Raw genomic sequence first — 16,427 nt, forward strand, 5'->3', positions numbered from 1 at the left:
CCGTCTGGGGAATTATGCACCAGTCGGTGTCTATTTATGGCCGTATCCCTAGAGACTAAGTTACATGAATCCTGAAGCCAAGGAAGCAGTATTAAGTATTTTTTGCAATAAGCATAACATCAATCCTGAAACGTTAGATCACAAGCTCAAGGTTACTATTGCAGAAATTTATGCGCCATTTTTGCTTTTCTGCGAGTGCCTGGATACTAAGCATTTTAAAAGGAGGAACAACCCATTCGACGGTTTTTTACTAAACATGCTGCATAGATCGTCGAATACCTTTGCTAGCATGATTTCGTTAATTGCCAATGGCCACCTGCAAGACGCAGAAGTGATTTCTCGAACCCTAACTGAAACATCTCTAACCATTCAATTCATTCTAAGTGGTGACGCTGAAGAAAATCTAACGCACTATCTAGCAGGGTATTTCGAAGGACAGAAATGGAAGAATAACAAATGGCAGGCAGCCATAACCGGAGTAGAGGGGCATCCTCATGAGGGTCTAATACTTCAAAAGAACGAGACAGAGTTAAAGGCAAAAGCTATTTGCCGAAATTTTGTTGAGGCTGCTGGTAGAGAATGGCCGGAAAAGCCAAGGGCGATGCCAATCGAAAAAATTTATAAAGATTTGGGTAAGGATATTGAGTACAGAGCCGTATATCGGGCTATGTGCGGCCAATCACACCAGAATCAAGAGGACTTAGTAAATAATTTGCTTTGCTCCCTCACTCAGAATGATGAAATAGATATCAAGTCAAAGAATGAAAAGCATTCATTTAGCATCTTCATCTGCCTGTGGGGTGCCCGTTACTTTCTGAGCGCCATTGCAACGCTGGGGCAGCATTATAAATTTGAAACTGTAATGCATCAATCAAAAAGCGCGACTAAAGAAGCAAGCATTCTTCATGAGGAAATTATAGTCGCACTGAGCAGTTGTTCTTTCCCTGCTGGCTGGGCGAAATCCATCGTTGATGGAATATGAAATGGTTCAAGCAGTTCGCTGTAAATGGCTTAGGCCTGTCCTTAATCAGGCACAATGTACTTAGGAGGAAATATGTGGTGGGATGTCACATTGGCATCAATAAAGGTCGTTTTCTTTATATGGATTTTCTCTTATGTTTTTCGTCCATTCTTACCCGGAGGGTACAATAATATTGCCGAAACGATCGGCTATCGACTTCTCGCTGTGATTAATGGGATTCCGCACTTTGTTCGGGGCGCCTGGATATTTTCCTCGTCTATAATTTATTATCTTGGTATGTTTTCGATTCTGGGGCTACTAATTATTGGGGGGTTTCTCTTTGGTTATACTTTACTATTAAAGTTGGGCATCAGCTTCGCGGAAGCCCTGCCCTACTATCAAGTTCTGAGTAGTGTTGCAGAAGACAAAACGGCATGGGCAGGCGCTACTTCTGTCATTGCTTCAACGGTTGCTATCGGCCATATGTGGAACCTTAGAATAAACTCAGTAAAATTTGATGAGGACATGAAAAAAATCGCAAGGGAGGAGCGTGAGGCAAAAGAAAAGCGTCGCGAAGAGCAAAAGAATCGGCTACTTTAATAGTTTTGAAGATATGGTAAATGACTTAAATTTTCTGTAGTGCTCACGCAAAGCGTGAGCAACGCCCACTTATAAGTCTTTTCGAAATCGCGAATGGATACCTAGAAAGCACTGAAGCTTGCAGAAAGAGAACCTTAGGCATTAATCAAAATAAATTTATTTATTGGCCCCGCGACATGGGCTTTTGTCAGCTGAGCAAATGATATTACAACTGCAATTCACACTGGTGGAATATCTGAGCTTGAAGCTGAGGTGAGGCGGCAAAAGTTATCATTGCGCATCGCAAAGATGTAAGCACAACGGCTTACGGACGCGCAATTGCTCATCGGATAGAAAATCCACTTGAGGTAGAGGTTGCATAGGTTGAGAGTTGCAATAAGGACGTTTATAAAATGGCGACAAGCAATAAATCAGATTCGCCTCAGGGTTGCACTGATAGATGTAAACAATGTAGACAGGAGATACCTGCTGATGCATTGATCTGTGCCAACTGCAATTCGTATCAAGATTGGCGCAGTTTCATACCCTTTTCAAATACTGCGCTGGCACTCCTAACAGCCTTAATATCAGTCGCGGGCATCGCAATACCTTCTGTCTACAATCTGGTGCACAAGCCGCGATCAGACGCATACCTCTCCATGCCTTCTGTAGATGGCACAACTTTGAGAGTCGTCGCTTTGAATAATGGTGATGCTCCTGCATCTATTATCAAAGCGTGGGTCGACAGCGAGTACTTGGCTGCTGCTACGAAGATTCGGCTTAGGAACGATGAGGACGCAATTATCCATCCAGGTAGTCAGTTACTCACCTTCGATGTGATACCTCTATTGGATGAAGATGATTCGTATAGGGGGTCGATAGAAATGCTTTCTTATTACATGCGGAACGAACCCCCTCCGAGAACAGAAATTCGATTTCATGTTTTACAGTCAGACGGCAGATTCCAAATTCAAGCCATTAATCTGGACGCAGGAAAATTATTTAACCTATTAAGAGCCAATGCTGACAGGTGCTCTGCAATCACGAGTATCAATTTCGAGAACGGGTGTATCGGCAGGGGCACTCCACCAGAGGAGCGGTTCCCAACCAAGGCAGATAAGATACCAAAAGGCTTGGTCGATGAGCTCGAAATTCGTATAAATAGAGCGTCAGAGGTCGGTGCGGAAGTAGTGGAAGACCCTATTTATAGGGTCGATTAAGATTGGCTCGGATGTATGAGAAAGTTTAATTAGAGGACATAGAATGGAATTCATTGTCGTTTCGAGTGGGATGGTCCATCCATCACAATCCAAAAATACTGTGTATCTATTGAAAGATAATTGGAACGACTACTCTTATGTAACAATGTTTTCAATGACTGTTTACGACCAGCATGGGGTTAAGTGGGATATAGGCAGTACGAAAATTGCTTTTAAAGGCCAAACCAGCAGTGTTTCGACATACTCCAAGCTAGTCGCACGGTTTGAGTCACTGCCGAACAACTTTTTTTCACTGGGCCAGGGTGTAAAATTTTATCAGAACATGGCTCGGTTAGACCCTCATACGAAGGGGGCTGTCCTCCGTGGTCTTAACGATATTGTCCAGCACCCTAAGATCATTGACGAAATAGTCGATGAGGAGGTTTTTGGCACTTCGCTCCTCCGGTATACGAGTTTGTCCGTCGTTAAAGGACAGTTTGCTCGGGTTCTTGCTGGGAAGGCGGAACTAACAGGGTTTAGTTTCAGGTATTCTAGACCGGAGACTCCAGATGTCGGTGGGGTTGAAGTTGATTTTGAGGTTGCTGTCGACTCCAAGCCTAATACAAATATTCATGCTGTTATTGGCCGAAATGGTGTGGGCAAGACTACGTTGCTGAACGGAATGATTGGAGCGGTAACGGGAGAGGAATCTGGTGGTTTCTTTCTTAATCAATGGAATCAAAAGATAGAGTCGGATTACTTTAGTAGCTTGGTTTCAGTTTCGTTCAGTGCATTTGATCCCTTCACACCGCCCAAGGATCAGCCAGATCCTGCAAAGGGCACCTGTTATTTCTACATCGGTTTAAAGGATCCAGGTAAAGAAGAGGGACGGCTAAGAACTATTCCAGAGCTGAGGGTTGACTGTGTTAAGGCTCTAACCTCCTGTTTTCAGAGCGTAGAGAAAACTGAACGTTGGTTAAGCGCAATAGAAAAATTAGGTTCTGATGAGAATTTTTCTCGTATGAAGCTGGAACAACTAGAGTCTGTTTACAGAGGCATCCGTGAAGGCATCGATCCTGCTCAACAGTCAGACTCTGAAGGATTTAGAGATTTATATTTAACAAAATCTCTCCCCTATTTAGGTAAAATGAGTTCAGGCCATGCGCTAGTCCTTCTCACCGTAACTAGGCTCGTCGCTCGTGTGGAAGAAAAAACTCTTGTTCTTTTAGATGAGCCCGAGAGCCATTTGCATCCGCCTTTGCTCTCCGCGTTTATCAGGGCCCTTGCCGATCTGCTTCATGACCAAAATGGCGTCGCCATCATTGCAACCCACTCACCTGTAGTGCTTCAAGAGATTCCTAGGTCTTGCGCGTGGATTGTATATCGCGCCGGGAAGGATACGGTGACGGGGCGTCCTAAAATCGAGACCTTTGGTGAGAACGTTGGAATATTAACTTCTGAGGTCTTCAATCTTGAGGTTGAGCGTGCGGGCTTCCACGACATCTTAAGAGCGTCTGTACGCGCTGGCGGAACCTACGATGAGATACTGAATGAGTATAATGGCCAGCTCGGCCTTGAGGCAAAGGCCATTTTGAGAACCTTAATTATGAGTAGGGACAAGGGGGTATTGCAATGATGCGATTGCCAGAGCCTCCTTGCACTTTTGAAGAGGCAATTGATGCATGCGTGGTAGGCATTACTGGGAATAATATCCTTAAAGGTAAAGTCAACGGCGTAAAGGCGCAGCTGCTCATGCATGGCGAGCATTACTGCACGTCCTCCCGTGCAGGAGAACTATATCGTCTCCAGCCTGTACAAGGCGCTGCATCTTCTAATCCATTCATCCTCAATGACGTTACAAAGTCTGAATTTATAAATTTGTACGACACATACTTTGTGCCTGAAAAGAAACCTGCCAGAGAATCATATGAAAAGATTCTAAATGCGGCGAGAGAGAGCTGTCCTTTCTGCGGTGGAATTGGTACACCTAGAAATCTCGATCATTTTCTTCCCAAGGCTCACTTCCCTCAATTTTCAATACTTCCGTCCAACTTGGTTCCTTCCTGTCGTGATTGCAATATGGATGGAAAGGCAGCTGCTTTTGCAACAACAGCTGAACTCCAAATCATCCAGCCCTATCATGATCATGACCATTTCTTTCAACAACAATGGATATTTGCAAAATATGAAGAGAGTGGCCCTGGGGAATCAGGTCACTTTCGTTATTTTGTTCATTCTCCCGTGGCTTGGACTGTGACGGATAAGGCCCGAGCCTCAAAACATTTTTCCGACTTCAATCTAGCGCATCGTTATGCGGTAAAGGCCGCACAGGCATCGGTTACGGTCATAAATCAAGTTTCTAAGTTGCAAGGGTTTGGATTGGGCGCTGAAGATATTCGCGAGACCCTACTCGGTCCGGGAGCTGATAGTGCGCCATTCATAAATCACTGGCAGCGTGGGCTATACCAAGCATTAATCGATCATTACGCAGCGGTATATTCCTAGCTGACGTCTCAGCCCGTGACGGGTACGTACCGCTAGTCAGCCTCCGATGCGCGCTGCTGATGAAGGACACGAGCAAGCTCTGAAATGTGGAGGCGACGAGCATACGGATGCCCATTGGAGCTGAAGCTCGCCGCATTCCAGATTTCACGACCCAAGGGCTTCAGCTGAGCGGCCATGAGCTTGCGCGCTGTCTTTCCAAAAGGGCGGCTGAGCAGTGTTTCCTGTGACAGCGCCATGTCGACGGTCCCAGGCTCTCCGCCGTCATACGTGAAAAAAAGCCGTTTACCAATCATTCGACAAACACCATCTACGCTTACGCGACCTTTCGTGCCATAGAGAATGGCCAAGTGGTCAACCATGGTCTTGTCGCTCAGATTGCTTGGCCAGGACTCGAATGGCCACCAATCCAATCCGCCAGCACTTTCTTGCTGTTGAGCTTTGAACGTATCAGCTGACGCTTCTGCCTCTGCACCAACACGCGAGCGATACAAGAGTACATAAGCAGGCAAGCCCTCAAGGTCGCTCGCTGAAAATTTACTCAGATCGAATTCATCTTGGTCCGTGCCAGGGAGCGTCCAGGTGCGTCTGTTTTGCGTCCAAATTTTGATCGCAGCCTCAATATCCTGATCATCGATCTCCTGTACCTGGCTCGAACGCCATAGCTCATCGAACCAACCACGGGCACTGGCTACGACAGCTACGTCCGAGGTGAGCATGCCTGCTTCGAGCCAGTGAGCTGAATTCTGGTTGCCGAGCCCGAGGCCATTCCCTGACACGTTCGCTGAGCCAATGAGTGCCTGGTGATTTCCGACAGCAACCTTGGCATGAAGCCGGTCGCATTGGAGTATCCGGATTCTGACGGGATTTTCGTGAGCAATTTTGCAGAGTTCGCGAATGACGTAGGGATTGGTTCCACCTGACTTGAGGTTGCACAAAATGCGGAATTTCTTTCCAGGCCGGCTCGTGATCAGTGGCACCGCGCTTTCGCCCCAGAAGGCTATCGCCAGCGAGAGGTCGTCCTCATCATCGAGCAGCTGTTCGAGCCTCTGCTTGTAGTCGTCAGGTCTGACAAAAAGCGAAATTTGTTCCCTCATTTCATTTCCTTTTACTATCGGTACAAGTGTCCTGCATTCACGAACAAGGATGTCCTCATGCAACAAAAGCGCATCGCTCTGCTCATCGACTGTGACAACGTCAGCCACAACGCTATTGAAGGCGTGCTCGAAGAGCTCGCCAAATACGGGATGGTTAACGTACGTCATGCTCATGGAGACTGGAAGAGCGACGGTCTAGCAGGGTGGGTTGAGCGCCTTCATCCATTCGCCATTCGGCCTATGCAGCAGTTCGCGTGCACAAAAGGAAAAAATGCTACTGACGCAGCCATGATCATTGATGCGATGGATCTGCTGTACAGCAAGAACATTGACGCATTCGCTTTGATGACGAGTGACAGCGACTTCACGCCTTTGGCCCTTCGTCTGCAAGAGAATGGCTTACCGGTGTATGGCTTTGGCGAGAAGAAAACCCCTGCTGCTTTCGTTCACGCGTGCACCTCGTTCATCTACGTAGAGAACCTGCTCCGCGCTCCAGATGATGACAAGGCACCCGCTGACGAGCGACCCAAAAAGAAAACTCGGAACGAGCTGAGATGTGACACGTCCTTGGTCCGCTTGCTCCGCAATGCCGCTGACCAGACAGCCGATGATGATGGCTGGTCACTGTTGAGCAGGGTGTCAGATTACATCCACAACAACAGTTCGTTCTCTGTCGTGAACTACGGCTTCCAAAAGCTGGGCGATCTCATCCGCACATCGGAGCTTTTTGATATCGAAATGCGGGGTACTGCCATGGTGGTTCGTACGATCCGAAAACAGGTCACTTCGGCAATTTCGGAGCCTGCCTGATTGCCTGTAGGAGGCGGTCATTCGCAGGTGTTGAAAGAGCGCGGGCTGGAGCATTCCAGGAAAGCGCTCTGTTATCAGAAAGCCTGGGTGCACAACCCAGCCGGCTGCCCGAGGAGTCCTAGCGGAATACTTTTTTCGCTAGGACAACCACAAAAAGCGAGATCCATATCGCGCCAATCAATGCCTCCACGGTGGTCAGCACTCTGAGCCAAGGCGAACCCACGCCATACGTGACGTCGCCAAACCCAAGCGTCGTAAACGTGGTGAGCGAGAGATAGAGCGACTCAAGATACCTGTCTTGGATTGATTCCCTCGCGGTCGGTACGCCGAGCCATGCATAAAGGCACGTGAAAAGGATGGAAACCAGCATCCCCCATACCAATACGCGAAGTGGTTTCGTCGCATATCCAGAAAGGACACCCGACACAAGGCTTTGGGACCACATCGATACCGCAGAGGCGCAGCGTTGACGCTTAAGATGTGGCCACAGGACGTGCTTTCGCTGTTCGGTTTTCTCACGATAAAAATAGCCATCCGCTTGGGACCAGAGCTCTGCTCGTTCATAAGCCATTCGAATGCTGCGCAGAAGGTCAGGCTGTTGGTCTGCGGGGAGCGTGCGTTTTTTCCATTTACGTCGAAGGGTGAGGTCGAAGCGAGTCAGGTAATTAACCTTCATGTCCTCAATCAGCGTGCCGTCAAAATAGGCGCCACGTAGGTCCGTTCCTGAAAAATCGCATTCACGGAACCCAGACAACCAGAAGCTGGCGTTGACTGCTGTGCAGTCAGTCATGCGCGTGCAGAAGCCTCCGGAGGCCACGACGGCCGTATCGGTGAGATCGCATTTTTCAAATCGTGCATAAGAAAGCTCAGTCATCTCAAGACTCGACCCGCTCAGGTTGCAGTTATAGAACGACGCATAGCTGAGGGCTTTCTTTGCAAGGGACGGCGTATTCGAGACGTCCTCGTTGTAGAACCTGATGCCGCGTAGGTCGTCTTGTGTCAGCACCCAAAAATCGCCTTCGGTCATCGCATCAGGCGGATAGATTGGATAGCCATATGGCTCGATGTTGTCCTTGTGCTTCAGGACGTATGGATCGAGGACTGACCGGATATCAGTCGAGCTTTTGAGTCCCTCCAGCACCTCATCACGCACACGTGAGCCAACCTCAGTGTCCCAGCGATTCACCAAGAACCGCTGTGTCTGTAGATCAAATTTGAAGCCGTCTTTGTCCACTTTTGCCAATTCGCCTGTAGTGCTCCGATGATGGATGGCACTCTATCACCGACGCTGCATCTTCAAGATCAGAACCTCTAACGTCATCAGGGCGCTGGATATGGCTTACGGGCAACGCGGCAAGCCGCAACAGGTAATGTTCCATTCGGATCAGGGTAGCCAGTACGCCAGCCGGCTGTTTCGCCAGAGGCTTTGGCGCTATCGGATTCAGCAGAGCATGAGTCGTAGGGGTAATTGCTGGGACAATTCGCCGATGGAGCGCCTGTTCCGAAGCCTGAAGTCGGAATGGGTTCCAACGACCGGATACCTAACCGCTCAGGAAGCTCAACGGGACATCAGTCATTACCTGATGCACCGTTACAACTGGATCAGGCCGCATCAGTTCAACGACGGATTACCACCTGCGGTGGCCGAAGAAAAACTTGACCCACTGTCCGGGATAGGTTGAACACTACAGTTGACCACTACACTGGTAGCATGCCGACGTGCTCCACTCTTGCATCGACCTCACCCATAATTTCGCACGACAGGGGGCATGTCTTGAGTCGACCACCCAGCGATTACGCGAATCTAAAATCAAAGGCTGCGGGACATATTACATGTTGGATCGTTTTGGAAGGGATACCTCTCACCTCAGGGACTCTCAACAAGAGCATCCTGCTGAGTTCGCTACGGAGTGCATCGCGGCAGTTGAAGGCCTGTTCGGGGCCGAGTGGCTAGAGGGGCAGGAAGGGAAGGAACAACACCGCCTTCAAGCGCTTTGGAAGCGCAAGGATTGGCTATCTACCTGCGAGCTTTTCGGGCTAGGCAAATGCATTCAGGAACTAGCGCCGAAACATGCTGGCTGGCTTAGGCAGACGGCTAGAAAGGTCAAATCTGGCGTATCGAATGCCCATGGTTTCACCACCGAGATATTGACCTGCGGCTCCATTAAGTCGCAGCAGGGGGAGGTCGCTCCGGCTAAGGGAAATCAAAAAGGCTACGACCTTCAGGTCCAATTCCCTAGCGGTTTCAAATACTATATTTCCATCAAAAACCAAGGGCTGAGTTCGCACGAAGCAGCGTTTCATCAGTTCGGCGACCGACTCAAAGCGGCATTCGATCAGCGTTTAAGAGTGCTAAAGGTAGATGGTGAACTTTACTTAGAGTCAAATGCACACATCGGGCCGGAGACATTCGAACGGCTCATTACCTTCGTGGGCGACATACTTCAACGCCCAGACAAGTATACGTTCAAAGGTAGCACACTGACTTTCAGGACAATGCCTCGTTCAAGAGAACCTAGAGCATCGACGTTCAGATCCAGCCAGGTAACCATTTGGTGCCCTCAACACCGCAACGCACTTAAAAATGCCGAATCCAGATTGAAGGAAGCTGCCGAAAATATGGGCGCTCATCTCAGATACAGTGACGATTATTTTCGATACCTATGGATCCGCGTTCACAGTTCCATTGAGGTCGCAGTGCTCAAGCAGGCCGCTGAAACCATGCTCACAGATGACGCGCAAGATTACGGGTTTGATGCTGTTTTTTTCCACCAACCATCGGTGATAAGAAACGACTCCAATAGCATAATAAATACCTATTTTGATTACGCTTTTACGAGTGGACATCAAGGTTTTATCAAAGCAGTGCGAGAGAAGAAAATTAGCCTTCTCAGCATCGATACACCTGTGGGCTGTTTGTCGCAAAAGCCTTCTGAACTTTATATAACCAACGGTTCCTTGAGCGCCCCCGTTCCCCCTCGCCACTATTTCTATCAAAAAGCGGATATCTACGTTCTGATGCAGCGAGACGGCGAGGCTATGGTGGGAAACTGGTCGTCGCCAGCGTCGGGTATCCGTCATCACCTTGTGCTCCGCAACCGCGACCGGGAGGTACTGTTTCCTTCGCCATCTGTAGAGGTTGAGGAAACGTTGATAATCTGAGGGCGCAGCACCGAGCTAAGCTTCTAGCAGGCAAGATTAGTCTGTTTTTCTACGAATCAAGGAGCTTGCCGCTCGCCTGCTGCGAAGGTAAAAGGGTCAGAACGTCTTTCAGATAAGCAAATGATCTTTAAGCGGCAATTCTTAAGCCTGAGGCGGAGTATCGCTGCCTTATAGACTGATCTATAGCGTCTACTACACGATTAGGCGCCATCGCTAAAGACTCACCAGCCAACAAATAAATTTTTTCCACGATTTCAGCGCGCAGTAACCGATTACCAAACATCTGAACCGTGATTAACATATTCGGTAGCTTTTTGAATTCGGAAATAGCCTCATTCTGTGCATTCACTTCCCGTTTTATTACCTTCAAGCTCGCCAAATCGTTTAAGACCACCTCAGCATACGCCAGCTCCTCTTTGTTCAGTTTCTTTTTCTCTGGAATTTTTTGGAGCGCGTGAAGAAAGGAATAGAGCTGAGATGTAAAGTGTTCATCTTCAATACTCAGCCAAGGGCCCAAGCCTTTAAGGGTTCCACAGTCATGCGGATACCAGCTGTTCTCCTTTATTTTTTTTCCCGTACCGTCATCACCCGTTCTAACAACCAGATACTCCCACATCACTTTCAGTGCATTGCGCTTCCATCGCTCGTGTAGAGCAGAAACCAGTTGACGAGGTAATGCCTCGGTGACTTTAAACGCCGAGTCTCGCAGGTTTCTGACATCAGAGAGGATCAGTTTGACCTCTTGGGTGAACTCATCCTTCTGGGCCAAAAGCTGCTCCACCTTGGCTCGACGTAGAGCTTCACGATCCGCGGCCGAAACCTGCTGGAACTCGTTTTTGATTTTTTCGTCGTCCAAGCCTAGGTGCTTGTGTGCGCAGCAATGGCCTATGAGAACCTGTTTGCCATCCAAGGTTTCCACTACGTAGCCATGCTGGTGCGACTGGCCACAGTTTTTATTCCCCTTTAGATACTGGCACCTTGCGTCAGCTTTGATCAGTTCGTACGAGCGTACAGGTCGCAGATAGTTGTTCTTTGTCAGGATTTCATCCGAGGCAATCTCAAACAGTGTTGCCAGTTCGCCAAGGGATCTGATCTCGGAGATGTTGGATTCAAAGCTTCGCATGCAGTATGCTCCTGATGGCGACATGCCATTACCGTACTGTTCTGCGGATCGTATATGCCTTGAGCTGGTTATTCAATCAGCCTGTTTGGGTATCCAGCTTTCGTTTTCAGTAACGCACGTACGAGCTCATCCAGGCCTGCTTTCTGTCTAGTGATCTAGTGAACCAAGTGCTTTCATCACAATTGCACTCGGCCCACGTCGGTTTCCTCGTGGTAGGTCATGTATGTCCATGAGCCTCCACATCGAGCCGACCTAATGTTCTGTGTGGACCTGGAGCGAGGTAGGGCAGGACGGGAGCAGATCACGATCTCTGGCTCAAGGATTACGCAGAGGACGTCTTCTGAGGGCGAAGCTTACGATCGGGGGTCTTCCTGCCTGCGGGTGAGCTCAGCCTCGTACAATGGTCACCGATTCCTATAAAGAGAAGGGGAGTGCTGACCTGGGCGTAGTCGCGCCGACGCTGCTCTCAGACTTAATAGCGGCCTTCAGGCAGAGTTACCTGCTCAGCAATCTGCGTGCCTGTTTACGGTCTTCGATGTACTGCTCGGTGACGACTTCGGAGGGATCTATTGAAATGTGGAGTCCGTTAACCCTAAGGGTTTTGAGCTTCCTGATGCTTTCTGAAATTTCGCGATCTTCTGGCGATAGACGAGAACCAGGTGCTCCCCAGAGCCGCGTAAAAATCCATTTGGTGAGGGTGTTCATCGGTAGGCCCTTTGTAGGGACGCTCAGTCAGCGCAGGCCGCCGACATGGTGCACGTCTTGATCAATCGCCACGCCTAATCAGGCTTGAGCCAATATCTTCCTACAGTTCTCATCGAAACGCCTAAGGTCTTCGCCGCTTGTGCCTGCGACAGCCCGGCACCTTGTAGTCGCGCGACCTTGGCCTGGGTCATCTCCGCTTTGCTACCTTTGAGCCCCTGGGCGGCGCTCTTCCTTGTGACTGGGTTCCAAACGCCTGCCTTATCGCGGCGAAGGAGCTGTTTCATTTGCATGCGAGCATGCGCCTTCAATTCTTCGCCCGCCAACCTCGCTTCTGCAACAAGCATGAGCTCAACCGGCGAAACACCCAGACGCTCAGCAATTGACACGAGCATATCCATTCCAACCGTCGTTAAGCCACGCTCGATCTCCCTCACGTAAGACCGGCTCGTGAATTCTGCGAACGCGTCCCGGCTAAGACCCAGGTTGATACGAGCGTCTCGAATCGCCTCTCCCAACGCCTGCCGATAATTCATGATCTTCCCAACACGCAAAGGAAATCATAAAGCCACCTTTGACTCGGCACGTCGTGCCGGAATAGTATCCATTTTGCTGACATGACTTATCAGAACTGGTTTGTCAATAAGCATTTATCAAAATAGCGCTTTTCGATGTTTTTGGCATGGCGAGGCAGGAGTAACGGATGCAGTCTCAAGCAACAGAAGCACGCGTTTCTGAACCTGGTGTTGATGCGAACAGCGTCATTGCCTCCAGGTTCGGCGCTCAGGCTGACCTGGCGATGCTCAGTGCGGGGGTTTTCAGCGTCGGCTTGAGCGCACCGTTGCATGAGCTAGATGCGGAGTTGCCGAATGGCTATCTCCAAGCCATTCAGGTGCTGTTCGACGAAAGCTCGTTTTTGAGTCGTCGCGCGTACGAGCTACTTGCCTCACCGCAACCAGATTCGCCACCTAGCGCCCAATCAACACTGACTTGAAATTAGGAAGAACAGTGGAACAGCACAATAACTCTGCAACCTCCCAAGCGGGGGCTGGCCAGCTGCTTGACGCAATCATTGGTTGGCGCGCCATGCAGGCCGTCGCAGGAAAGGAAGAAATAATTCGTATGCGACTGCAAAAGCAGTTCGCTCATTACTTTGGGTGTACTACTGACCAAGTCCGCCAAGATCAGCTAGAGAAAGCTGTCGATGAGCTTGCTTTCATCGTTTACGACCGACTGATCTTTAGCCCAAACAATCCGGAGGAGCGCCTTAAAGCGATTATCAAGAACCGGGTAGGCAAGATTGTTCACGATCAAGTCTTCACCACGGCAGCGGACGTGGATCAGCTCGTTAACGCCCTAGAACTTGCGGAGTTTTTTCGCCAGAAAGAGGTTGGTGAAGCATGAGCTGTGTGGTCTTAGATAGCATTGGGCCTCGCCGCGACGGAGATGTGCTCATCGGCAGTGCGATGACCGATAAGGAAGCTTTTACGTATGCACAACAAAACTTTCCTGATGGACGGTTTTGCCTCGTTCGCGACTGGATCTGGGTTGAGTACGACATCAGCTCGGTTAGCTTCACTAGGCTGAGAGCCCAAGGAATCTATCCAGTCATGCTCTATTCAAGCAATGTTGTCTTTGACGGGATGTGCCGCTGGCCTGAAGGGGGCTTCGTCCGGACGTCAGCTCTCACGAGCTTTCGTGAGCAGTTCATTTTTCAGACGCGAAACACCACGTACATCTTGCTCGGCGACGGACAGCAGCGCTATGTGCCAGCAGAAGCAGAGCGAACACTGCACTGACCTGTGTCTTGAGATGAGCCTGGGGTACTTGTGAAGATTCATATCCTGTCCGACCTGCACCTAGAATTTGCGAGCTACATGCCAGCCGAAATCGATGCTGATGTCGTCGTTCTGGCCGGAGACGTCTACACGAAAGGGCGCGCATCTGTGTGGGCGAGCGGTCGCTTCAAGGTACCGACAGTACTGGTCGCAGGCAATCATGATGCCTACGGTGCTTCACTCCAAGGCGCATATAGAAAGCTGCAAGAGGGTGCACAGGGACACGTGCACTTTCTAGAGCGAGAAATTTTCGTACACCAAGACGTTAGATTCATCGGCTGCACGGCATGGACTGACTTCAGGGCCTTCGGCAGTTTTCCTCTCAACGTTTTGAATGCTCAGTCCTCGATGAACGACTACAGAGTGATACGCCTTGAACCAGGCTTTCGCCGCTTGCGCGCATCGGACACGCAAGCCATTGCTGACGAATCACGGTCGTGGCTACTGGAGCAGGCGCGCGTTCCATTTGCGGGAAAAACCGTGGTGGTGACTCACCATGCTCCTTTACTTCGCTTGCTGCCGAGCTGGCCTGACTACGGCGGGCTGGATGCTGCTTATGCAAATGAATGGATCGAGTTTTTGAGCGAGAAGATTGATCTGTGGATTTTCGGGCACACGCACCATGCGGTCGACGTAGTCATAGACGGCACAAGGTTTGTGTCGAATCCTCGGGGGTATCCGGGCGAACAGTCGGGATTCCGTGCTGATCTCGTGATCGAGCTGTAGGGGGGGACAAGACAGCCCCCTAACCGAACGAGTGCGAGGCGCTAAATGATTGGGATTGCCCACATTACAGGCGTCCTAGATCTCGTGATCCTGGGGCGAGGGGAGAGCAGATTAGTCCCGAGAGGATGCTCTAGCCTCAATGGGTGCGGCCCACTCACGGCTACACAGTGCACAACCAGTGCTCCTTGCAGGCAAGGCTTTTACAGCGGGCGAATACAGGCCGCATCCGCGATCTCCTTAGCCACGATCGCGCATCTCAAGTTTTTTTATCGACAAGGCCCGCTCTTGATCATGCGAGTGATAATAGGTGTTCTGGGTGGTACTCAGGTTGCTGTGTCGAAGATCTGTCTGAAGGTCCTTTGCGTTGCGCAGCGGCGCATCGAACGTCGCCGACGTGTGGCGCAGCCAATGTGCTGAAGCAAATTTCAGCGCCTCCATCTCATGGGCTGCTCGGCCTTCAAGTCGCATCTGATTCAACGTCCGGTCAAACACAGCTTGGAGGAGGGCGCGGACCTGCCGGTCCGACAAGCCAGACCGTCCGCTCAAGGTTTTAATAAGAGGCGTCGATTCACCCGCCGACGGTAAATCTGACAGCCCTAGAAAGCGACGATAGCGCGTCAAATAGCGCGTGATGTAGGCATCGCGCACTGCAATCTTTCCTGATTTGTTGCCTTTGCCTACGGCGAAGAACCACCAATTGCCTTCAGGATCCTGGCGAAAGTCGCCCATGGTAGGCTTCCAATTCCTGCGGCCCACGAGGTCCGAGACTCTCAAATACATCGAGAAAAGAGTCGCCAGGATGAAGAGGGTGCGCTCATGTCGATGAGGCTCCTCCTGCGCCATCTGCTCGGCATTTTCTAGCACATAGTCCCACTGTAGTGGTGTAAGTGCTCGTGTCGCGCTTATGTCTTCTGGGACATCATTCGAACGACCGGCCTTTTTGATCATTCTGAAAGGATTGGCTTGGGCAGCACCATCCTCAATCAAGAACTCGTAAAAGCGGCTACAAATAGAGAAAACTTGAGCCATCGTCCCCTTGGAGGGACTGTAGCGCTGAACAGTCTCAGGCTGATCAACACAGTCACTGCGAATATCCGACTTAGAGGCTTTAACATTAAATGGCCTCCAATTTGGATTAGGAAGCATAGAGAATTCAGTCCCTGAGGACATCTCGGACTTACTGATGAAGCGACTTCTTGTAACCGGCCCAATCCAGTCAGGTAGCGGATTTCGGCAAAAGTCCAAGTAGTCTTGTGCATCTTGGCGTTTAAGCGCGAACAATGGTTTTTTCTTAACAATCAGAGTCCAAAGCAGCAACCTTTCTACAGCTGTTCGATAAGACGCGAATGTGGTGGGCACGTACGAATAGGCCCTGAGAAATGAGCGTACGGCTAGATACCCTTGTACTGCGCACAGTTCATCTGGAAAGGTGCGCAGATACTCAGCTATACATGAGTTCTCGGGCTCGTAGACACTGAAGTTCTGGTCCACAAAGGACTCATATGTATCAAACAGAGGTATCGGCAAACCATTCATCAGAACCACCAGGAGCTCAATTGGAGAACTTCCAGTTATGACAGTAATTGGAAGTTAGGGTAGGGGTGTTCATTTACTCTCACCTCCCGACCTAAAAAGTATACTGGATGGTAACCGTCAAAACCCCAGTCCGCAACTACAGTGCCATTGTAAAAACTTTAGAACCTAAAAGTCTTTAAGCTTGCCAACCAT

At 49.8% G+C, this 16,427-nt stretch carries 16 protein-coding genes and 1 pseudogene; 12 read left to right on the plus strand and 5 right to left on the minus strand.

Annotated elements, in window-relative coordinates:
• Positions 1-64: 64 nt before the first annotated feature.
• The 5 genes from BVH01_RS24360 (at position 65) to BVH01_RS10485 (ending at position 5,244) form a co-directional block, all read left to right on the plus strand.
• A complete protein-coding gene (locus BVH01_RS24360) occupies positions 65-982 on the plus strand; it encodes a DUF5677 domain-containing protein (RefSeq protein ID WP_139317815.1) in 918 nt (305 codons plus the stop codon).
• A 72-nt stretch (positions 983-1,054) separates the two neighbouring features.
• Positions 1,055-1,561 (plus strand): hypothetical protein, encoded by a 507-nt coding sequence (locus BVH01_RS10475; protein ID WP_075930261.1) that lies wholly within the window; start codon positions 1,055-1,057, stop codon positions 1,559-1,561.
• A 392-nt stretch (positions 1,562-1,953) separates the two neighbouring features.
• On the plus strand, positions 1,954-2,760 hold the full coding sequence (locus BVH01_RS24115; protein ID WP_177344608.1) for a hypothetical protein: 807 nt from the start codon (positions 1,954-1,956) through the stop codon (positions 2,758-2,760).
• 43 nt (positions 2,761-2,803) lie between these two features.
• A complete protein-coding gene (locus tag BVH01_RS10480; RefSeq protein ID WP_075930262.1) occupies positions 2,804-4,375 on the plus strand; it encodes an AAA family ATPase in 1,572 nt (523 codons plus the stop codon).
• Positions 4,372-5,244: an HNH endonuclease gene (locus BVH01_RS10485; protein WP_075930263.1), complete on the plus strand. Its 873-nt coding sequence runs from the start codon at positions 4,372-4,374 to the stop codon at positions 5,242-5,244. Before BVH01_RS10480 ends, BVH01_RS10485 begins: the two co-directional genes overlap by 4 nt.
• Positions 5,245-5,276: 32 nt before the next feature.
• On the opposite strand, the gene BVH01_RS10490 is transcribed toward BVH01_RS10485, so the two are convergent.
• On the minus strand, positions 5,277-6,338 hold the full coding sequence (locus tag BVH01_RS10490) for a phospholipase D family protein (RefSeq protein ID WP_075930264.1): 1,062 nt from the start codon (positions 6,336-6,338) through the stop codon (positions 5,277-5,279).
• Positions 6,339-6,395: 57 nt separating this feature from the next.
• Between BVH01_RS10490 and BVH01_RS10495 the strand changes: the two genes are divergently transcribed.
• Positions 6,396-7,148 carry an NYN domain-containing protein gene (locus BVH01_RS10495; protein ID WP_075930265.1) on the plus strand — a complete coding sequence of 251 codons (753 nt, stop codon included), beginning with the start codon at positions 6,396-6,398 and terminating at the stop codon, positions 7,146-7,148.
• Positions 7,149-7,266: 118 nt separating this feature from the next.
• On the opposite strand, the gene BVH01_RS10500 is transcribed toward BVH01_RS10495, so the two are convergent.
• Positions 7,267-8,382, minus strand: a complete 1,116-nt coding sequence (locus BVH01_RS10500; protein ID WP_075930266.1) for a pentapeptide repeat-containing protein — start codon at positions 8,380-8,382, stop codon at positions 7,267-7,269.
• A gap of 34 nt (positions 8,383-8,416) precedes the next feature.
• Between BVH01_RS10500 and BVH01_RS10505 the strand changes: the two are divergent.
• A pseudogene (locus BVH01_RS10505) lies at positions 8,417-8,830 on the plus strand (DDE-type integrase/transposase/recombinase); the annotation flags it as partial.
• 151 nt (positions 8,831-8,981) lie between these two features.
• Positions 8,982-10,310 carry a hypothetical protein gene (locus BVH01_RS10510; protein ID WP_075930267.1) on the plus strand — a complete coding sequence of 443 codons (1,329 nt, stop codon included), beginning with the start codon at positions 8,982-8,984 and terminating at the stop codon, positions 10,308-10,310.
• Between the two features lie 127 nt (positions 10,311-10,437).
• On the opposite strand, the gene BVH01_RS10515 is transcribed toward BVH01_RS10510, so the two are convergent.
• Positions 10,438-11,433, minus strand: coding sequence for a hypothetical protein (locus tag BVH01_RS10515; protein WP_075930268.1), 996 nt, complete (start codon positions 11,431-11,433; stop codon positions 10,438-10,440).
• Between the two features lie 779 nt (positions 11,434-12,212).
• On the minus strand, positions 12,213-12,671 hold the full coding sequence (locus tag BVH01_RS10520; RefSeq protein ID WP_075930269.1) for a helix-turn-helix domain-containing protein: 459 nt from the start codon (positions 12,669-12,671) through the stop codon (positions 12,213-12,215).
• Between the two features lie 167 nt (positions 12,672-12,838).
• Here BVH01_RS10520 and BVH01_RS10525 point away from each other — a divergent pair, with 167 nt between their 5' ends.
• Genes BVH01_RS10525 through BVH01_RS10540 form a run of 4 tightly spaced genes read left to right on the plus strand, consistent with a single transcriptional unit; the run spans position 12,839 to position 14,699 of the window.
• The gene (locus BVH01_RS10525; protein WP_075930270.1) at positions 12,839-13,129 is read left to right on the plus strand and encodes a hypothetical protein; all 291 of its coding nucleotides are present in this window, start codon (positions 12,839-12,841) and stop codon (positions 13,127-13,129) included.
• A gap of 14 nt (positions 13,130-13,143) precedes the next feature.
• Positions 13,144-13,539 (plus strand): hypothetical protein, encoded by a 396-nt coding sequence (locus BVH01_RS10530; protein WP_075930271.1) that lies wholly within the window; start codon positions 13,144-13,146, stop codon positions 13,537-13,539.
• Positions 13,536-13,934: a hypothetical protein gene (locus BVH01_RS10535; RefSeq protein WP_075930272.1), complete on the plus strand. Its 399-nt coding sequence runs from the start codon at positions 13,536-13,538 to the stop codon at positions 13,932-13,934. Before BVH01_RS10530 ends, BVH01_RS10535 begins: the two co-directional genes overlap by 4 nt.
• Positions 13,935-13,964: 30 nt before the next feature.
• A complete protein-coding gene (locus BVH01_RS10540; RefSeq protein ID WP_075930273.1) occupies positions 13,965-14,699 on the plus strand; it encodes a metallophosphoesterase in 735 nt (244 codons plus the stop codon).
• A gap of 237 nt (positions 14,700-14,936) precedes the next feature.
• Here BVH01_RS10540 and BVH01_RS10545 read toward each other — a convergent pair whose 3' ends face one another.
• Positions 14,937-16,235: an integrase gene (locus tag BVH01_RS10545; RefSeq protein ID WP_075931006.1), complete on the minus strand. Its 1,299-nt coding sequence runs from the start codon at positions 16,233-16,235 to the stop codon at positions 14,937-14,939.
• Positions 16,236-16,427: the final 192 nt, after the last annotated feature.

Source organism: Pseudomonas sp. PA1(2017) (assembly GCF_001945375.1).
Taxonomy (GTDB): domain Bacteria; phylum Pseudomonadota; class Gammaproteobacteria; order Pseudomonadales; family Pseudomonadaceae; genus Aquipseudomonas.